Source organism: Taklimakanibacter albus (assembly GCF_016595235.1).
In the GTDB taxonomy this organism is placed as follows: Bacteria; Pseudomonadota; Alphaproteobacteria; order Rhizobiales; family Aestuariivirgaceae; genus Taklimakanibacter; species Taklimakanibacter albus.
The window spans coordinates 2348832-2365500 of the sequence record NZ_JAENHL010000007.1; the positions used below are offsets into that span (position 1 = coordinate 2348832).

Here is a 16669-nt window from a genome sequence, read left to right on the forward strand (position 1 = left end):
ATAGAACGAGTCTCTGCGCGAGACCCTTCGAGGCTCGCTGCGCTCGCACCTCAGGGTGAGGATTCCCTAAACCTTCTTCACGCCGCCTAGGTCGCAGATCATCTTCCATTCCTCGGCCGACACCGGCTGCACCGACAGGCGCGAATTATTGACCAGCACCATGTCCTTCAGCCGCTTGTCGGTCTTGATATAGTCGAGCGTGACCGGCTTCGGCACGTCGGTGACGGCGCGGATATCGACGCATTCCCAATTGCCTTCCTTGGCGGTCGAATCGGGATGGGCGAGCTTCGCCACCTCGACGATGCCGACGATCTCCTTGCCTTCATTGGAATGATAGAAGAAGCCCTTGTCGCCGAGCTTCATCGCCTTCATGTTGTTGCGCGCCTGGAAATTGCGCACGCCGGTCCATTCGGTGCCCTTGGCGCCGGCTTTCTTCTGCTGGTCCCACGACCAGGAATCGGGTTCCGATTTGAACAGCCAGTAAGCCATTATTTGTCCTCCGGATTTTTGAGACCCCATTTCCACGCCCGGATCTCGACGGCGGCGAAGAGGCCGGCCTTCGCATAAGGATCGTTCTTGGCGATCTCCTCGGCGCCGGCGCGATCCTTCGCTTCGACGATGACGAGCGAACCGATCGGGCTGCCTGCTTCATCGGTGAAGGGCCCCGCCGCTTTGAGCGCAGTGCCGAGGCCGTTCAGATAATCGATATGGCCGGGCCGCTCCTTCATGCGCAAATCGACCGAATTGGGTTTGTCCGTGCAGATCAAGGCGTAAAGCATTTTCTACCCTCTATGAAATTCAGGATTGACGGGACGGGCGAGCAGTCTGGCGATTTCTGTCTCGGGATCGGAGCCGCCGTCAATGACCGCCGCCACCGCGGCCGAGATCGGCATGTCGATATTCTGCTCACGCGCCAGCTTCGCGACGATGCGGGCGGTGGCGATGCCTTCGACGGTTCCTTTGGCTTCAGCGAGTGCTTCAACGGTGCTTTTGCCGGCGCCCAAAGCGAGGCCGAAAGAATAATTGCGCGACTGCCGGCTCGAGCAGGTGAGCAGAAGATCGCCGAGCCCGGACAGGCCGGTCAATGTCTCGGGCCGCCCGCCCAGCGCTTTGCCGAAGCGGGTGAGCTCGGCAAAGGCGCGCGTGGTGAGCGCGGCGCGGGCACTGTCGCCCAGACTCTTGCCGGCGGCGATGCCGCAGGCGATCGCCAGCACGTTTTTCACCGCACCGCCCAGCTCGACACCGCGCGGATCATCCGACGGATAGATGCGGAACGTGGGGAGGCTCAAGGCGGCGGCCCAGTCCTTGGCGAGACGCAGATCCGGCGCTGCCAGCGTCACCGCTGTCGGCAGTCCGCGCGCGACATCGGCCGCGAAGCTCGGGCCCGACAGGATCATGCCCGGCACGTCGGCCAGGCATTGCCCCAAAACTTCGTTCATCAACAGGCCGGTCTCGGCCTCGATGCCTTTGGCGCACAGGACGACCGGCGCCTTGAGATCGGAGAATTGCGCCAGCACTGAACGCAGCACCTGCGCCGGCACCACCGCCAGCACCGCTTCGGCGCGTGAGAGATCGGATGGAATGCTGGTGGCGCGCAACCTCGCGCCGAATTCTATGCCGGGGAGGCGCTTTTCGAGCCGATGCGTTTCGTTGATGAGCGCCGCCGTCTCAGGATTGCGCGCCCAGACGATCACCTCATGGCCGGCGCGTTCGGCGACGCTGGCGAGAGCCAGGCCCCAGGCGCCGGCGCCCAATATTCCGATGCGGCTCATGCCTTCACCCCGGCGCCGGTAAGGCGCTTGGCATCGGGATCGAGCGGCCAGCGGGCTTTCGCCGGCGCATCGAGCGGATCAGCTAGACCAATCGCCAGGCGTTCGGCGCCGGCCCAGGCCACCATCGCGGCATTGTCCGTACACAGATGAGGGGGCGGCACCAACAGACTGAAGCCGCCACGCCTGCAGACTTCTTCGAAAGCCGCTTTCAGCGTGCGGTTGGCGGCGACGCCGCCAGCCACCACCAGCACCGGCTGGCGCACCTCCGGGAAAGTGTCTTTGAAAAACTTCAGCGCCCGGCCGAGCCGGTCGCGCATCGTCTCGGCAACGGCAGCTTCGAAGCTGGCGCAGATATCGGCGATGTCCTTCTCCCCGAGCGGACGCAGATCATCGACTGCCTCGCGCACCGCCGTCTTGAGGCCGGAGAAAGAGAAATTGCAGCCTTCGCGGCCTTTGAGCGGACGCGGGAAATCGAAACGTTTCGGATTGCCCTGGCGCGCCAGCTCCTCGACCTTGGGCCCGCCCGGATAGGGAAGCCCCAGCAGCTTCGCCGTCTTGTCGAAGGCTTCGCCCAGCGCATCGTCGATGGTGGTGCCGATGCGGCGGTAACGCCCCACCCCTTCGACGATCTGGATCTGGGTATGGCCACCCGAGATGAGGAGCAGAAGATAAGGGAATTCGACCGGGCCCAAGAGCCGCGGCGTCAGCGCATGGGCTTCCAGATGGTTGATGGCGGCGAGCGGCTTGCCGGTGGCGAGCGCCAGCGCCTTGGCGGTGGTGAGCCCGACCAGAAGCCCGCCGATCAGCCCCGGTCCGGCGGTGGCGGCGATGCCGTCAATGTCGGCAAGGCGCAAATTCGCACTGGTCAACGCCTCGGCGATCAGCCGGTCGAGATGGCGGGCATGGGCGCGCGCCGCGATCTCCGGCACCACGCCGCCATAGGGCGCATGATCCTTGATCTGCGACAGCACGATATTGGCCAGAATCTCGCCCGAACCGTCGCCATGGCGGCGCACCAGCGCCGCCGCGGTTTCGTCGCAGGAGGTTTCGATGCCGAGAATGGTCTGGTCCGGTGCGGCCATGAATGCCAATGACGTTTCGCGCGTAAGAGATTAAGAGGAGCCGTGATATAGCATGATCTCGAAAAACGGGTATGGTTTTTCCCGAAAGATCATGCACAAACAAAGAGATAAGCGTAGAGGCCGAAATCGGCCAGGACGCTTTAGCACCCTGCGGAGCTGACTTGCAAACACCTCGCCTGAAGATCGGAACGCGCGGCTCTAGGCTCGCCCTTGCCCAAGCGGAAGAGACCCGGACCCGGCTCGCCGCCGCCCATGGTTTCGCGCCCGAAGAAATCGAGATCATCGCCATCACCACCACCGGCGACCGTATCCGCGACCGCCCCTTGAGCGAGATCGGCGGCAAGGGCCTGTTCACCAAGGAGATCGAGGAAGCGCTGCTGTCGGGCGCGATCGATCTCGCCGTCCATTCGATGAAGGACATGCCGGCGGCGCTGCCTGCCTCACTCACCATCGCCGCCTATCTTCCGCGCGAGGATGCGCGCGACGCCTTCATCAGCAATCTCTGCAGCCGCATCGCCGATTTGCCGCAAGCCTGCACCGTGGGTTCTGCCTCGGTGCGCCGCGCCGCGCAACTGAAACGTCTGCGTCCCGACATCACCATCGTCAATCTGCGCGGCAATGTCGAAACCCGTCTCGCCAAGCTCGACCGCGGTGAAGTGGCGGCGACCTTCCTTGCCTGTGCCGGCCTGAATCGTCTGGGCCTCAGCCACCGCATCACCGCACCGATACCGGAAAACGAGATGCTGCCCGCCGTGGCGCAAGGCGCCATCGGCATCGAGATCCGTGAGGACGATACGCGCATGCGTGACCTGCTCGCCGCCGTCAATGACACGCCGACCGAAATCGCCGTCATTTGCGAGCGCGCTTTCCTCGCCACGCTCGACGGCTCCTGCCGCACGCCGATCGCCGGCCATGCGACGATCAAGGACGGCGTGATCTCGTTCCGCGGCGAGGCTCTGACCCTTGACGGCCGCATGACATTCACTGCCGAACGCAGTGGCCCTGTTGCCGATGCCGCGCGGCTCGGCCGCGAGGCGGGCGAGGAAGTGAAAGCCAAGGGCGGCAGCCATCTGCTGCACCTCAGTTGAGCCATGCGGCTGCTCGTCACGCGACCGCTCGAAGACGCCGAAACGCTTGAACGACGGCTCGCGGCGCTCGGCCATCAGGTGATCACGTCACCGCTGCTCACCATCGCGCCGCGCGCCGACATTGTGATTCCAGCCGAGCCTTATCAGGCTATAGCGCTTACCAGCGCCAATGCGATCCGCTGTCTCGAAAGCAGCAGGCATCTCGACGGGCTGCGCCATCTGCCGGTGATGGCGGTAGGTCCGCAATCGGCGGCGGCGGCGCGTCAGGCGGGTTTCGAGAACATCACCGAAGCGGGCGGCGACGGCATCGGCCTCGCCCGCCACATGATCGGCGCGCTCGATCCGAAAGCGGGACCGGTCCTCTATCTGTCGGGCCTCGACACGGCGAGCGACTTCACCGGCCTGCTCGAGACAGGCGGCCTGTCCACGCGGCGTGTCATCGTCTATGAGGCGAAGCCCGCAGCGACCCTTGCGCCGGAAGCGGCGCGGGCGGAAGGCGTTCTCCTCTATTCACCACGTTCCGCCAAGATCTGGCTCGATCTCGCCAAGCGTCAGTCCATACCGGCCGATGTCATGGTTCATTATTGCCTGTCGGCGAATATTGCCGCGATTCTGCCCGACGCTTTTGCCAGACGGGTGGCGGCGCGGCCGGTGGAGGACGCGCTTCTCGAAATCATTGGCCCCGCCTGATGATTGGAATAGCATGGTAACTACAACCACGAGATGAATGGGTGCCGATGAACAGCATCGAAAGCGAATCGCAGGTTTCGAAATCCCGGAACCCCGTCATCGACCTCGAAGCCGAGGACATTTCGCCGCCCACCGACACCGGCGACACCGAGCCGCAGCAGCAGGCGGAGGAACCCGCCCCCTCGCCGCCACCCGAGCCTGAACGGCAGCTTTCCTTCTGGTCGCGCCATCGCGCCGCCATCATCGCCGCGGTCGTCGCCGTTCTGCTCGGCGCCTGGTTCTATCGCGCTGTCGTCTCCGATCTGTGGCCACCCTCCTCGATGGCCGAGCGCCTGTCGACGCTCGAAGCTGCGAACCGCACCGTCAATGACCAGCTCAAGGCGCTCGGCGGCAATCTCGATACACTCAAGGCCGATCTGGCCAAACGCGCCGAGGACGGCACCAATGCGGCAGCGAGCGTCGAGACCCGCCTCGGCGATCTCGACAAGGCGGTGGCCGAGCTTCGCCAGTCGATCGCGGCTCTCGGTCAGAATACCGGTGGTGGCGGCACAGCCGATCCGGAAGCGCTCACCGCCCTCACCGAACGCGTCACCAAGCTCGAACAGGCTGTCACCACCTTGCGCGAGGGCGGCGGCGGTACGACCACGACCACCACGACGACCGGCGGCGGCCAGGATTTCGCGCAACTGACGCAGGCGCTCGCCGATCTCAAGGCGAAATTCGCCGGCGGCCTTCCCTTCAAGGACGACCTCGACCGCATTGCCGTCTATGTGCCGGGCAATCAGGATCTCGCCGCCCTTCAGCCTTATGCGGCGACCGGCATCGTCAACCCGCAAGGCCTCGCCACCGCGCTCGAAGCGTTGCTGCCGGGACTCGCGAAACCAGGCGCTGGCGAAACCAGCGGCGAGGCGAGCGGCTTCTGGGCCTGGTTCGGGACGGTGGTGAAGATTCGTGACCTCAACACGCTCGACTGGGCCGATCTGGCGCGCGCCGCGGCGAATGACGCCAAGGCCGGCGATCTCAACGCCGCCATTGCCCGGCTCGAGGAGCCGGGCGGCGACCTGCCTCCTGAGCTTTCGCAGTGGCGCGACCAGGCGCGTCAACGTCTCAAGGCCGAAAGCGCGATGGCGCAGCTCGGCGCCGCCGTCACCGCCGTCATTTCGGGCACACCATGATCCGACTGCTCATCCGTTTTCTGCTGCTCGCCGCCGCCGCCGCGGGCTTCGCCTGGATCGCCGACCGGCCGGGCACCATCGTCATCCGCTGGCTCAATCGCGAGATCGAGACATCGGTGCTGGCGGGCCTCGCCGGCCTCATTTTCGCGGTGCTCGCTTTGTGGTTCCTGCTCGGGCTGCTGCGCCGCCTGATCGGCACGCCGGGCGCCATTGGCGGCTATTTCCGTTTCCGCAAGGCGCGCCGTGGTTATGAGAGCCTGTCGCGTGGCATCATCGCGGCGGGTGCCGGCGACGGGGCCAGCGCCCAGCGCTTCGCCGCCATCGCCGCCAAGTCGCTGACCGACGAGCCGTTGCTCAGGCTGCTCGAAGTGCAGGCGGCCCAGCTCAAGGGCGACCGCACCAAAGTGCGCCAGGGTTTCGAGGCGATGCTGAAATCGCCGCAGACCGAGGCGCTCGGCCTGCGCGGCCTGTTTTCCGAAGCCCGCCAGGCCGGCGATCTCGCCGCCGCCCGGGGCTACGCCGAGCGCGCCTTGAAACTCAACGCCGCCCATGGCTGGGCCTCGTCCGCTCTGCTCTCGATCCAATCGCAGGCGCGCGACTGGGACGCAGCGCTCGTCACCCTCGAGACGCAGCGCAAGGCCGGCCATCTGGCGGCCGACAAGATGAAGCGCCTGAAAGCGGTGCTGCTCGCCGCGAAGGCGCTGGCTGCCGAGACGAGCGACCGCCCGGCGGCGCTCGCCTGGGCGCTCGATGCGCATAAGCTCGACCCGTCGCTGGTGCCGGCGGCCGCCGTCGCCACCCGTCTTTACGGCGCCGACGACGCTTTGCGCCGGGCCTGGCGCGTGGCGTCGAAGACCTGGGCCTTGAGCCCGCATCCCGATCTCGCCGAGGCATATGCCTATGCCCGCCTGACCAGCCCGCCGCAGGAGCGCTATGAGCGGGTGCGCCGCCTGATCGGTGCCTATTCCGGCGGCGTCGAAGGCGCTTACGCTCTGGGCCGCGCCGCCGCCGAGGCCCGCCAATGGGACGATGCCGCCAAGGCGCTGGAGCCTTTGCTCGGCAGCGAGCCCCAGGCGCGGTTCTGCGCCGTGATGGCCGAGATCGAGGAAGGCCGTGGCGACAAGGGCCGGGCGCGCGAATGGCTTGCCCGGGCGGTCCGGGCGCCGAGCGACCCCATGTGGGTGATCGACGGCGCCGCCTCGCCCTTTTGGACGCCGATTTCACCGGTGACCGGCGAGATCGGCTTCGCCGAATGGAAGGTGCCGTTCGACCAGTTGCCCCGCCAGACGGCCACCACGCCGTCCCAGCCGCCCGAGGCCGAGTCGATCGAGGCAACCCCGGCTCTGGCCGCGCCTGCGCCTGCCCCGGTTCCCCCGGCAGCGCCGCCCGTGGCAGCAGCGGCCCCGCCTGCGACGCCCGTCCCCCCACCTCCCGCCCCGGCAGCGGCCCAGAAGCCCCGCATCGTCGAACCGATACGCCCGCCCGACGATCCGGGCCTGCCCGAGGACGACCCGGAACAATCGACGCGCCGGGTCTCTGCCGACGGTTGAAAAGCGGAAGCGAACACTGTATCAGTCCGCCCATTCCAGGCGGGCCGCCTTAGCTCAGTCGGTAGAGCGGCGCATTCGTAATGCGTAGGTCAGGTGTTCGAGTCACCTAGGCGGCACCATTTTTCTGATATAAATCAACGCCTTATCCCGACCGATAATATGCAACCAAAGCCCGCCACGATGGCGAGCCAGGCGGTCTGCGCCGCGCATCGCTCCGTTCACTTTTTCTCTTTCAGGCTCTCAAGGAAACCGGGGGCAATCCACACCCTCTTCACTTGCCCGGGCTTGAGTTCAACGGAATTGATATCAAACGGCTGAAGCAGGGCTAGGAATGAAGCGAAATCCTTGGACAGGATCACAGTTTCATCCAACTCATGGTCCCAAAAATAAACCGCTCCTCCTGCTCTCAGGTCCACAAGGACATAGTTCCCACACTCATCAAACGCGATTGGAAACGCCCCGCTTGAGATTGACTCAAACTGTTCTCTCTCCTTCTCGATTTCTCGGACTGGAATGAACTGATTGATGCTGCTCTCGTTGCACTTCCCTATCGCAAAAGTATTGTTCTCAGGCTTAGCTCCGTCGTGATGACGAAAGAAATCCCTCACCACATCGGGTAGCTTTTCCCCTAACGCTTCCTCAAGTCTCGCAATTTCGTCGTCCGAAGCTCGCCCACCGCGTCGTAGCTCAATGGCCATGGAGACATACCTCCGCTCGAGCTACTTTGCGTTCCAGCACGCCTACTGGCAAGATAGCGAAATGCTGAAACTCCTCTTTCTCTTACTCACTGCCAGTGCGTTGATGATCCAGAGCGCTCATGGGTGCTGTCTCCCCGTTTCCGGGGCTGCCATTGTTGTGAACGGTGATACGATACGTATCGGTGACCATGAGATCGGCCTACAGGCAATAGACGCGCCCGAGGTTACGCAGCAATGCAACCTTCCAAGTGGCACATGGGATTGTTCCCAGGCTGCCATCACGGCTCTGACGGCGATGACATCTGGCCAGACGGTTCACTCCAGCGGACATGGATGGGACCGGTCCGGTCGCATGATTTCTCATTGCAAGACCGACAAGGTCGCCGACATAAGCGCCAAGCTCGTCGCCTCTGGCCTGGCCTGGGCTGAGGTTCATCGCCCGGAGTACAGTACATATTACTCAGAATATATTGCCCTAGAGAAGAAGGCGCGGCAGCGGAGAATCGGAATCTGGCAATTCGAGACCCAGCCGCCATGGGAATACCGGGCTAAGGTGATAGGAGTGAAGGACACCAATCGCCCTTGATGGTCTGATATTCGCATCCATAGAGTATGACGTTTCACACGCGTGCTTTCCACCCATCTCCATCACGACAGATGGCAGGAGACGAGAAGGAGGATCGACATGGGTATCCGGCATCTGCTTGTTGGCGCCATGGTGGGAAGCTTCGTTTTCGCCATCGCGCCCGTCGCGCCGCAGCAGGCCGAGGCGGCGCAGACCACAGTCAAAAAGAAAACGAAGAAGCCGGCAAGCCAGAATCAGAAGAAGCAGCAGCACCCGCACGGACAGAAGAAATATCCGTGGGGCGAGCCCAATGCCGGCTGGGACGACCGCTGCATTTTCTACTTCGATACATATGACGGCTGGATACCGCCAATGTGCCGGCCTTACGGCCGCAGGTTCTGATCGTTATCCGGCGGCAGTGCCAGCAGTCGCTTATGGGCGGCGGAGAAACATTTGAGCGACAGATCGGTCTTGACCGATTGGCCGGTGACGGCGGTCATGAACACGCTTGCGGTCCCGCCCGCCTGCAATTGCGCGAGAGTTTCCGCCGGCAGGTCGATCTCGACGATGCAGCGGGGCGGGAAGCAGGTACGGAAGGGGCCGGGGATCAGCGATCTGGAGCAGTTTTGCGACTTCCATGAGAGGCTGCTAGAAAGCTAGATTCTGAGTATCGTGCGCGGTTCTTGCAAATCGGAAAAACCTGGCTTCTTTGGAGATTGGAAGAAATGAATTCTTCCCAAACGACCGCACAACTCGGAATTGAGTCAGGCTCCATTGCTCGGCCAAAGGTATACATGGCCGTTTTGTTCGCCTTGGCTCTGTCGCATTTGCTGAACGATACGATCCAATCCCTGATACCGGCGGTCTACCCGATCCTGAAAGAACAGTTCTCGCTCGATTTCGTTCAGATCGGGATAATCACCTTGACCTTCCAGACGGCGGGCGCGCTTTTTCAGCCGGCAATCGGGCTCTACACGGACCGGCATCCCTTGCCCTACTCCACCGTCATCGGATTGATCTTTACCGTGGTCGGCACAGTGAGCCTCGCTTACGCTTCGAGCTATGGCCTCATACTGGTGGCCGTCACGCTCATCGGCATCGGCTCGTCGATCTTCCATCCGGAGGCAACACGCTCGGCCCGTTATGCATCCGGTGGCAGGCAAGGTCTGGCCCAGGGTATTTTTCAGGTCGGCGGACAAATCGGCGGCGCGCTCGGCCCGCTGCTGGCCGCGTTCATCATCGTGCCGCATGGCCAGGCGAGCTTGGCATGGTTCGCACTCATGGTCGTCCTTGCCATGGCTCTCATGGCCTGGACCGCCAGACAGCAGGCCGTCATCCGCGCCCATTTCACCGCCCCCGGCGCCAATGCGGCAAAGCAAAACACCCACACGCGCGGCGCTATCCTGTTCGGCCTGACAATTCTGACACTGTTGATGTTTTCGAAGCTCGCCTATCTGGAGAGTTTTCGCTCGTTCTATACTTTCTATCTGATCGACCGCTTTCATGTCTCGATAGCGACATCGCAGGTCATGCTCTTTGTGATCTTCATTTCGTCCGCGGCGGGCGTTTTTCTGGGCGGAATTGTCGGCGACAAGATCGGTCGCTACCGGGTTATCTGGATTTCCGTTCTGGGTCCCTTGCCGTTTACGCTGCTCCTGCCTTACGCGGATTTCTTTTGGACCGGCGTCCTGACCGTCGTTATCAATCTGATCATGGCAAGCGCGTTCGCGTCGATCATGATCTACGCGATGGACTTGGTCCCGCATCGTATCGGCCTGATCGGCGGCCTTTTCTACGGCTTGAATTTCGGCCTGGGCGGCGTTGCGGCGGCCATCCTCGGCGGACTGACCGACACTATCGGAATTGAGCAGGTGTATTGGCTTTGCTCATTCTTTCCCTTGGCCGGCCTTCTCGCTTGGTTTTTGCCGAGGCTCGAGACGGCGGATCGTTAGCTCCGCCCCTTGGAAATTCGGTTGTTTTGACCGATGATCGAAGACAGGACGGCCTTCGTGCTGGAGTTGAAGACTGATGTTCCGTTGGCTCCGGCTGGCAGGCACGGCGCTTTTTGCCCTGGCGGTCTATGGTTCGTCGGCGCAGGCGGCCGGGTCCGCGACGATCGGCTTCCGGCCGGGCGGCGACGTTTACACCTACATCGCCCAGGCCCTCGACATGCTGCGCGGCGGCAAGAGTTATCGTGTGATCGGCGATCAGTTCTCGGCGGCGGCCTTGCAGGTGATCTATCTGGAGAACCAGATGCCCGGCCGCATCTGCGCCTCGCCCAAGGCGAAGCTCCATTTCCATCTCGGCTTCGACAAAGAGACCGGCCGGCCGATGAAGAAGCCGGATGTCGTCTGGGTCACGCTGATCGGCCCCAAGAACCTCAAGCGCCTCGGCAAGCTTCCCGAATATGGCACGGGCTTCAAGACGGTGAAGGCCAGCGATTATCTGGGCCTGTGCAAATAGCGTTGGAGGTGAGCGGCTTTCAAGCCGCGCTGGCCAGCACCGGCGACGACCTGCTATCTCGCCTGGAGCACAGACATAAGAAAGAGCTTCCATGATCGATCTCAAGGGCAAGACCGTCCTGGTGACGGGCGCATCGCGCGGCATCGGCACCGCCATCGCACGGGCGGCCGCGGCGGCAGGGGCATTCGTGCTGCTTCATTACGCCAAGAGCCGTCAGGTGGCGGAGACATTGCAGGCCGAGATCGGGCCGGCCTCCTGCCGGCTCATCGCCGCCGATCTGGCTGCGCCTGACGCGGCGAGCGGCCTTTGGCGCGACGCGGAAGCTGCGGCCCCGCGCATTGATGTGCTCGTCAACAATGCCGGCATCTTCGTGCCCGCGCCCATTACGGCGCCGATGACTGACTGGCAGAAGAGCTTCGCCCAGGTGATGCAGGTGAACCTCACCGCGCCGGCGGAATTGTGCAAGCTGGCGGTGGCGCATTTCCGCAAGCAGGGTGGCGGCAAGATCATCAACATCGCGAGCCGCGCCGCCCATCGCGGCGACGCGCCCGATCAATGGCCCTATGCCGCCTCGAAGGGCGCCTTGGTGGCGCTCACCAAGACCATCGCGCGCGGTTATGCGGCCGAGAACATCCTCGCTTTCGCGGTGGCGCCAGGCTTCACCGAGACCGAGATGGCCTATGTCGGCATGACCGAAGCGGACATCAAACGTATCGTCTCCGAGATCCCGCTCGGCAGTATGGCGAGCGCCGAAGAAGTGGGCGCTCTTGTCGCCTTCCTGTGCACCGACCAGGTGCGCCATATGACCGGCGCAACTTTCGACGTCAATGGCGCGAGCTATGTCCGCTGACACAACAGGCCTCATCGACGAATTGAGACGCGCGCTCGGCGACGATGCCGTGCTGACCGGCGGCGATATCGGCGACCGCACCAGGAGCGATGCGAGCCAGACCGGCCGTCATCTGCCCAAGGCGGTGCTGCGCCCGGCAACTGTCGACGCCGTCGCGACCGCCTTGCGCGTCTGCAATGCCCATAGACAAAGCGTCGTGCCGCAGGGCGGGCTCACCGGCCTAGCCGGCGGCGCCAGCCCGCAAGCGGGCGATTTCGCTTTGTCGCTTGAGCGCCTTACCGGCATCGAGGAGATCGACGAGGCGGCCCAGACCATGACGGTCAAGGCCGGCACGCCGCTCGAGGTGGCGCAGAAGGCCGCCGAGGCGGCGGGCTTCCTGCTGGCGATCGATCTCGGCGCACGCGGCAGCTGCCAGATCGGCGGTAATCTTTCGACCAATGCCGGCGGCATCCGCGTGATCCGCCATGGCGTCACCCGTGACAATGTTCTGGGCCTCGAAGTGGCGCTCGCCGACGGCACCGTGCTGACCATGCTGAACAAGATGGTCAAGAACAACACCGGCTATGATCTGCGCCAGCTTTTCATCGGCGCCGAAGGCACGCTCGGCATCATCACCCGCGCGGTGCTGCGCCTCAAGCCGCTTCCGGAAGGCCGCGCCACGGCACTCCTGGCGCTCGCAAGCTATGACGACGTGGTCCGGCTCCTGAAACGGGCGCAGCGCGAGCTCGGCGGACTCTCCGCCTTCGAAGCCATGTGGCGGAGCTATTTCAGCGTCACCGCCAAGGCCGAGAACATTCCGTTATTTGCCGAGGAGCCCGACTTCGCCGTCATCATCGAGACGGAAGGCGCCGACCAGGCGGCACCGCTTGAAGCTTTCCTCGAAGGCGCCCTCACCGACGGCCTGATCAACGACGCGCTTATCGCGCAATCGGAAAAGGAACGACGCGCCTTCTGGATCGTGCGCGAGGGCCTGGTGATGGACCGCCTGCCATCGATCGTCAATCTCGATGTGAGCCTCGCGATTGGTGATCTGGGACGATTTGCGGAAGCTTGCGATGCAGCGCTGAAAGCGCGCTTTGCCGAGGCTTACGTGTCCTTCTACGGCCATATCGGCGACAGCAACATGCATATCGCCGTCTCCGTCGCGGGAGCGAGCGAAGCCGACCTGCATGAGATCGACGAGATCGTCTACAGGATTGTCGCCCAATATCACGGCTCGATCTCGGCCGAGCATGGCATCGGCACGCTCAAACGCGATTATTTGGGTTATTCACGCAAGCCGGAGGAACTGGACGTCATGCGCCGGATCAAAACGGCACTCGATCCGAACGGCATTCTCAATCCGGGCAAGGTGCTGCCAGTCTGACAGGCGAATTTCAGTTCAACTGCCTGTCCGTCTCATGCGGGGAGATATACCCCATGGCGACGCACCAGTCTTCAAAGGCGGCGCGCAATGCCGCGGGGCGCGGTTTGCCGTCGGTCTCCTCGTCGATATAACGATCGAGCGCGCGCAAAAGCTGCGGCGTGAGCAGAACCACCACAAAGTCACTATCGGCCGGCAGCTGGGCGAATTTTTTCACGATGGAACCCTCGGCTTCATGACGAGGACTTGAGTATGGGCACCATGAGCTGTTCCGGTTTGATCTCGATGATCTGTCCGATGCCGGGACTGCCAACCGGAGGCGGGATGTAGATCGTGGTCGAAACCCGCCGATAGACAGGTTCCATAAAGTCTCCGATCGACTCCTCTTCAGTCGTGATCTCGTAGTCGCCGGCCGCACAAATCTCGTTCATGCCGGTCAGCTGAAACGGCGTCGGGAAAGTATAGATGAATCGTTTGACTCGATTGAACATGGATGGCTCCGGAACAGGGCCGTACAACTATTGTCAATATGAGGCGCTTTGCGCGGCAAACAAGCAGAATAGGGCTCACCTGAGATAATTCTCGACGGAATCCGAATTCACTAGGTGTTTCATCAGGAAAAGCGCATAGATATTGCATTGTCGGCTTAGACCTCTCGGCATGCCGACGACAGAGAGATAGCTGCTCCCGTCCGTTTGGCATTGGAGGCTATTCATGAAATTCTCCGCTCTTCGTATGTTGCTCGCGGCCCGCTATGAGCGCCTCTTCACGAGGCGGTTCCGGCTGGAAAACGAATGCAACACCGACGGGCATGAAGACGACGGCTCGAAGCGATCCCGGCGGTTCAGCGTTGCCGGAGCCATCTTTCCAACTGAGTCCGTACTTCCACGTTATCAGTACTAGGGCGCTTCCCGTCAAAATTGCTCGAGAAGGGCTCTAATAGCCGAAACTGCCTGTAACTCATTCGGCACGCCGCGCATCTCGGCACGGCGGCAGGCGAATGTTGCCCGGAATCTACCGAGAGTCATCTTCATGAAAGGCGTCCATCTATGAACACTCCTAAAGTTCCATCATCACTGATGCCCGGTCTATGGGGCGCCGCCGGCGGAGCCGTCCTCATGGCCATTCTCGGCTTCACCTGGGGCGGCTGGATGACCGCCGGCACCGCCGAGCGAACGGCTGAGCAGCGGGCCTCGAGCGCCGTCGTCGCCGCATTGGCGCCGATCTGCGTCAGTCAATTCCAGCTCTCGGCCGACGCCATCGCCAAGCAGGAAGAATTGAAGAAGGTCGGCCTCTACGACCGCAACTCATTCGTCGAGAAAGCTGGCTGGGCCACCATGCCTGGCAGCAACGCGCCCGACACGAAGGTCGCCAAGGCGTGCGCCGACTTGATCTTCAATTTGAAGCTCTAGTCCGGAGACCCCTTCGACGCCAGCTTCGGCCCGGCGATCCGGGTCCGCAGGACGCGCAAATTTTCAGGCGCGCCACGATCCGTAGTTCATTTTGTCTGCGGCAATATACTTGAAAAGGATACTCCCCATGGCAAATCCCCGGATGGCCGAATCCACTGCGCCCACCGTCGTCCCCGCGCCCAAGGACGAAACCAAGCAGGACAACAAGCCGGCGGTTACGCCCGATCCTGCTGAAACCAAGAAATAGGTCGCGCTAACACTCAGCATGAGCGAGGCTGGCGCAGGAAGCGCCAGCTTCATTTCGCCGTTTCTCCAGCAGATGCGCCAGCGATTCAGCGCGCGCGTACGCCGCTGCGCGCCAGGCGCTTGACCGCTTGCGCCGTGAGCGGGCCTGCCAGATGGGTGAGCTTCGCCTCGATCTCGCGCGCTTCCTCGAACATCCAGGTCACGATATTGGCGCAGCGCTCCGGCGTCATGCGGCTGGTGATGGCGCCGACGCCGATTGCCGCCACCGCATCGCCATTGGCGCCGCGGATCGGCACGCCGAGCGCCGTCATGCCGGGCGCCACGCGGCCTGGATTGAGCGCGAACCCCTTGCGCCGCGTCTCCTCGACGAATTCGAAGAGCTCGCTCGAACCGAAACCCCAATTCGCCTTGACCGCCGCGGCATTGACGGCGATGGCGCGGCTCACAAATTCGTCGTTCTGGAAGGCGAGCAGCACCAGGCTGCCGGCGCCGACGCCCAACGGCCGGCGGTCGCCGACATCGAGAGTCAGCGTCTTGATCGGATAATCGCCCTCGAAACGTTCGATGCAGATCGATTCATAGTCGCGGCGGATCGACATATAGATCGTGTCGGCGGTGCGTTCGGTCAACCTTGCGAGTGAGGCATAGGCGACATCGCGCAAGCCGAAGCGGTTGGCCGCGATGGCGCCGAAATGCGCGAGCTCCATGCCGAGGAAATAGGTGGCCGAGCTTTCATCCTGCTCGAGGAGACCGACCTGCACGAGGGCGCCCAGAAAGCGATGCGCGGTGGACCGGCTCAAGCCGGTGGCTTCCGCCACATCAGCGAGTTTGGCGCCGGACGGCCCCTTGGCGGCGACGACACGCAGGGTCATCGTCGCTCTTTCGAGGCTCTGCATGCCTTGCAAGCTTTCCTTCTGGCGCATCGTCCTCACGTTTTATCTCACCAACCGGTATCGACTATCGATGGCCGGGACTCTACAGTCAAGCACACCATGGCTCGGGGTTCCGCAGAAGCTCCGCCAGATGCGCCATGAATTCCGACGCCGGCAGGCCGCTGATCACCCGATGATCGAAAGTGAGGCTCGCGCCCATCACCTGGCCGATCACGATCTCGCCCCCACGTACAACCGCCGCCGCGCGCGCACGCCCCAAGGCCAGTGTGCCGCTCTGTGGCGGGTTGATGAGCGGTGTCTGCCACAACGTGCCGGGCACGCTGCCGACATTGGACAGGGTGAAGGTGCCGCCACGCACGTCATCGAGGCCGAGCTTGCCCTTGAGCGCAATCTGGGCGAGCTCATTCGAACGTCGGGCGATCTCGGCCACGCTCAGATGGTCGACATTGCGGATCACCGGCACGATCAGATTGCCGTCGGCGAGCGCCACCGCCACGCCGATATTGATCTCGTCCAGCACCAGGATCTCAGCTTCGCTCAGCGTCGCATTGAGGAGCGGACAGGCCTTCAGCGCCTCGGCGACCGCCTTCAGCAGGATATGGGTGAGCGTCACCTTGTGCGCTTCCTCGGTGAAGCGGCTCTTGCGCAGCGCCAGCACCTGATCGACATCGAGATCGGCGAAGACCGAGACGGCCGGCACCTGCTGATGGCTGGCCAGCAGATGGTCGCCGATCATCTTCTTCATGGCGACGAAGGGAATCGCCTGGCGCACCGCGACACCCTGCTTCGATCTCCGGATCGTTTCGGCGCCGGCACTCATGC

The 16669-nt window shown here is 63.1% G+C and carries 21 protein-coding genes and 1 tRNA gene; 12 read left to right on the forward strand and 10 right to left on the reverse strand.

All coding sequences use genetic code 11. The features are described 5' to 3' along the window. Window positions 1-66: 66 nt before the first annotated feature. From JHL16_RS22650 to tsaD, 4 genes are read right to left on the reverse strand one after another with little or no spacing between them, the layout of a single operon-like run. A complete protein-coding gene (locus tag JHL16_RS22650; protein WP_200187073.1) occupies window positions 67-489 on the reverse strand; it encodes an EVE domain-containing protein in 423 nt (140 codons plus the stop codon). Further along, window positions 489-779 carry a YciI family protein gene (locus JHL16_RS22655; RefSeq protein WP_137860190.1) on the reverse strand — a complete coding sequence of 97 codons (291 nt, stop codon included), beginning with the start codon at window positions 777-779 and terminating at the stop codon, window positions 489-491. Before JHL16_RS22655 ends, JHL16_RS22650 begins: the two co-directional genes overlap by 1 nt. Window positions 780-782: 3 nt before the next feature. Continuing rightward, entirely contained in the window at window positions 783-1772 is a 990-nt protein-coding gene (locus JHL16_RS22660) for an NAD(P)H-dependent glycerol-3-phosphate dehydrogenase (RefSeq protein WP_200187074.1), read from the reverse strand. Next, window positions 1769-2854 (reverse strand): tRNA (adenosine(37)-N6)-threonylcarbamoyltransferase complex transferase subunit TsaD, encoded by a 1086-nt coding sequence (tsaD, locus tag JHL16_RS22665; protein ID WP_200187075.1) that lies wholly within the window; start codon window positions 2852-2854, stop codon window positions 1769-1771. Before tsaD ends, JHL16_RS22660 begins: the two co-directional genes overlap by 4 nt. A gap of 161 nt (window positions 2855-3015) precedes the next feature. Here tsaD and hemC point away from each other — a divergent pair, with 161 nt between their 5' ends. The 5 genes from hemC (at window position 3016) to JHL16_RS22690 (ending at window position 7476) form a co-directional block, all read left to right on the forward strand. Further along, on the forward strand, window positions 3016-3942 hold the full coding sequence (gene hemC, locus JHL16_RS22670) for a hydroxymethylbilane synthase (RefSeq protein WP_246771007.1): 927 nt from the start codon (window positions 3016-3018) through the stop codon (window positions 3940-3942). Window positions 3943-3945: 3 nt separating this feature from the next. Continuing rightward, a complete protein-coding gene (locus JHL16_RS22675) occupies window positions 3946-4632 on the forward strand; it encodes a uroporphyrinogen-III synthase (protein WP_200187077.1) in 687 nt (228 codons plus the stop codon). A 47-nt stretch (window positions 4633-4679) separates the two neighbouring features. After that, complete coding sequence (locus JHL16_RS22680) at window positions 4680-5807, forward strand: COG4223 family protein (RefSeq protein ID WP_200187078.1); 1128 nt, start codon at window positions 4680-4682, stop codon at window positions 5805-5807. After that, window positions 5804-7357 (forward strand): heme biosynthesis protein HemY, encoded by a 1554-nt coding sequence (locus tag JHL16_RS22685; RefSeq protein ID WP_200187079.1) that lies wholly within the window; start codon window positions 5804-5806, stop codon window positions 7355-7357. Before JHL16_RS22680 ends, JHL16_RS22685 begins: the two co-directional genes overlap by 4 nt. Window positions 7358-7400: 43 nt before the next feature. After that, a tRNA-Thr gene (locus JHL16_RS22690) sits at window positions 7401-7476 on the forward strand. A 99-nt stretch (window positions 7477-7575) separates the two neighbouring features. Here the strand turns inward: JHL16_RS22690 and JHL16_RS22695 are convergent. Then, on the reverse strand, window positions 7576-8055 hold the full coding sequence (locus JHL16_RS22695) for an SMI1/KNR4 family protein (RefSeq protein ID WP_200187080.1): 480 nt from the start codon (window positions 8053-8055) through the stop codon (window positions 7576-7578). A 61-nt stretch (window positions 8056-8116) separates the two neighbouring features. Between JHL16_RS22695 and JHL16_RS22700 the strand changes: the two genes are divergently transcribed. Both JHL16_RS22700 and JHL16_RS22705 read left to right on the forward strand, forming a co-directional pair. Beyond that, the gene (locus JHL16_RS22700; RefSeq protein ID WP_200187081.1) at window positions 8117-8641 is read left to right on the forward strand and encodes a thermonuclease family protein; all 525 of its coding nucleotides are present in this window, start codon (window positions 8117-8119) and stop codon (window positions 8639-8641) included. Between the two features lie 99 nt (window positions 8642-8740). After that, window positions 8741-9022: a hypothetical protein gene (locus JHL16_RS22705; RefSeq protein ID WP_200187082.1), complete on the forward strand. Its 282-nt coding sequence runs from the start codon at window positions 8741-8743 to the stop codon at window positions 9020-9022. On the opposite strand, the gene JHL16_RS22710 is transcribed toward JHL16_RS22705, so the two are convergent. Continuing rightward, the gene (locus tag JHL16_RS22710; RefSeq protein WP_200187234.1) at window positions 9004-9231 is read right to left on the reverse strand and encodes an invasion associated locus B family protein; all 228 of its coding nucleotides are present in this window, start codon (window positions 9229-9231) and stop codon (window positions 9004-9006) included. The genes JHL16_RS22705 and JHL16_RS22710 overlap by 19 nt on opposite strands. A 183-nt stretch (window positions 9232-9414) precedes the next feature. Here JHL16_RS22710 and JHL16_RS22715 point away from each other — a divergent pair, with 183 nt between their 5' ends. From JHL16_RS22715 to JHL16_RS22730, 4 genes are all read left to right on the forward strand, one after another. Then, window positions 9415-10572: an MFS transporter gene (locus JHL16_RS22715; RefSeq protein ID WP_246771008.1), complete on the forward strand. Its 1158-nt coding sequence runs from the start codon at window positions 9415-9417 to the stop codon at window positions 10570-10572. Window positions 10573-10648: 76 nt separating this feature from the next. After that, the gene (locus tag JHL16_RS22720; protein ID WP_200187084.1) at window positions 10649-11083 is read left to right on the forward strand and encodes a hypothetical protein; all 435 of its coding nucleotides are present in this window, start codon (window positions 10649-10651) and stop codon (window positions 11081-11083) included. A gap of 91 nt (window positions 11084-11174) precedes the next feature. Continuing rightward, the gene (locus JHL16_RS22725; RefSeq protein ID WP_200187085.1) at window positions 11175-11933 is read left to right on the forward strand and encodes an SDR family NAD(P)-dependent oxidoreductase; all 759 of its coding nucleotides are present in this window, start codon (window positions 11175-11177) and stop codon (window positions 11931-11933) included. Next, the gene (locus JHL16_RS22730) at window positions 11923-13299 is read left to right on the forward strand and encodes an FAD-binding oxidoreductase (protein WP_200187086.1); all 1377 of its coding nucleotides are present in this window, start codon (window positions 11923-11925) and stop codon (window positions 13297-13299) included. The genes JHL16_RS22725 and JHL16_RS22730 overlap by 11 nt, the downstream gene beginning before the upstream one ends. A 10-nt stretch (window positions 13300-13309) precedes the next feature. Here the strand turns inward: JHL16_RS22730 and JHL16_RS22735 are convergent, their stop codons facing one another. Together JHL16_RS22735 and JHL16_RS22740 are read right to left on the reverse strand one after the other, a co-directional pair. After that, window positions 13310-13513, reverse strand: a complete 204-nt coding sequence (locus JHL16_RS22735; protein ID WP_200187087.1) for a hypothetical protein — start codon at window positions 13511-13513, stop codon at window positions 13310-13312. A 16-nt stretch (window positions 13514-13529) separates the two neighbouring features. Beyond that, window positions 13530-13787 (reverse strand): hypothetical protein, encoded by a 258-nt coding sequence (locus JHL16_RS22740; RefSeq protein ID WP_137856686.1) that lies wholly within the window; start codon window positions 13785-13787, stop codon window positions 13530-13532. A gap of 558 nt (window positions 13788-14345) precedes the next feature. On the opposite strand from JHL16_RS22740, the gene JHL16_RS22745 reads away from it, so the two are divergent. Further along, window positions 14346-14708: a hypothetical protein gene (locus JHL16_RS22745; protein ID WP_200187088.1), complete on the forward strand. Its 363-nt coding sequence runs from the start codon at window positions 14346-14348 to the stop codon at window positions 14706-14708. A gap of 332 nt (window positions 14709-15040) precedes the next feature. On the opposite strand, the gene JHL16_RS22750 is transcribed toward JHL16_RS22745, so the two are convergent. After that, window positions 15041-15877, reverse strand: coding sequence for an IclR family transcriptional regulator (locus tag JHL16_RS22750; RefSeq protein WP_246771129.1), 837 nt, complete (start codon window positions 15875-15877; stop codon window positions 15041-15043). Between the two features lie 58 nt (window positions 15878-15935). Then, on the reverse strand, window positions 15936-16667 hold the full coding sequence (locus tag JHL16_RS22755; RefSeq protein WP_200187090.1) for a 2-oxo acid dehydrogenase subunit E2: 732 nt from the start codon (window positions 16665-16667) through the stop codon (window positions 15936-15938). Window positions 16668-16669 lie beyond the last annotated feature (2 nt).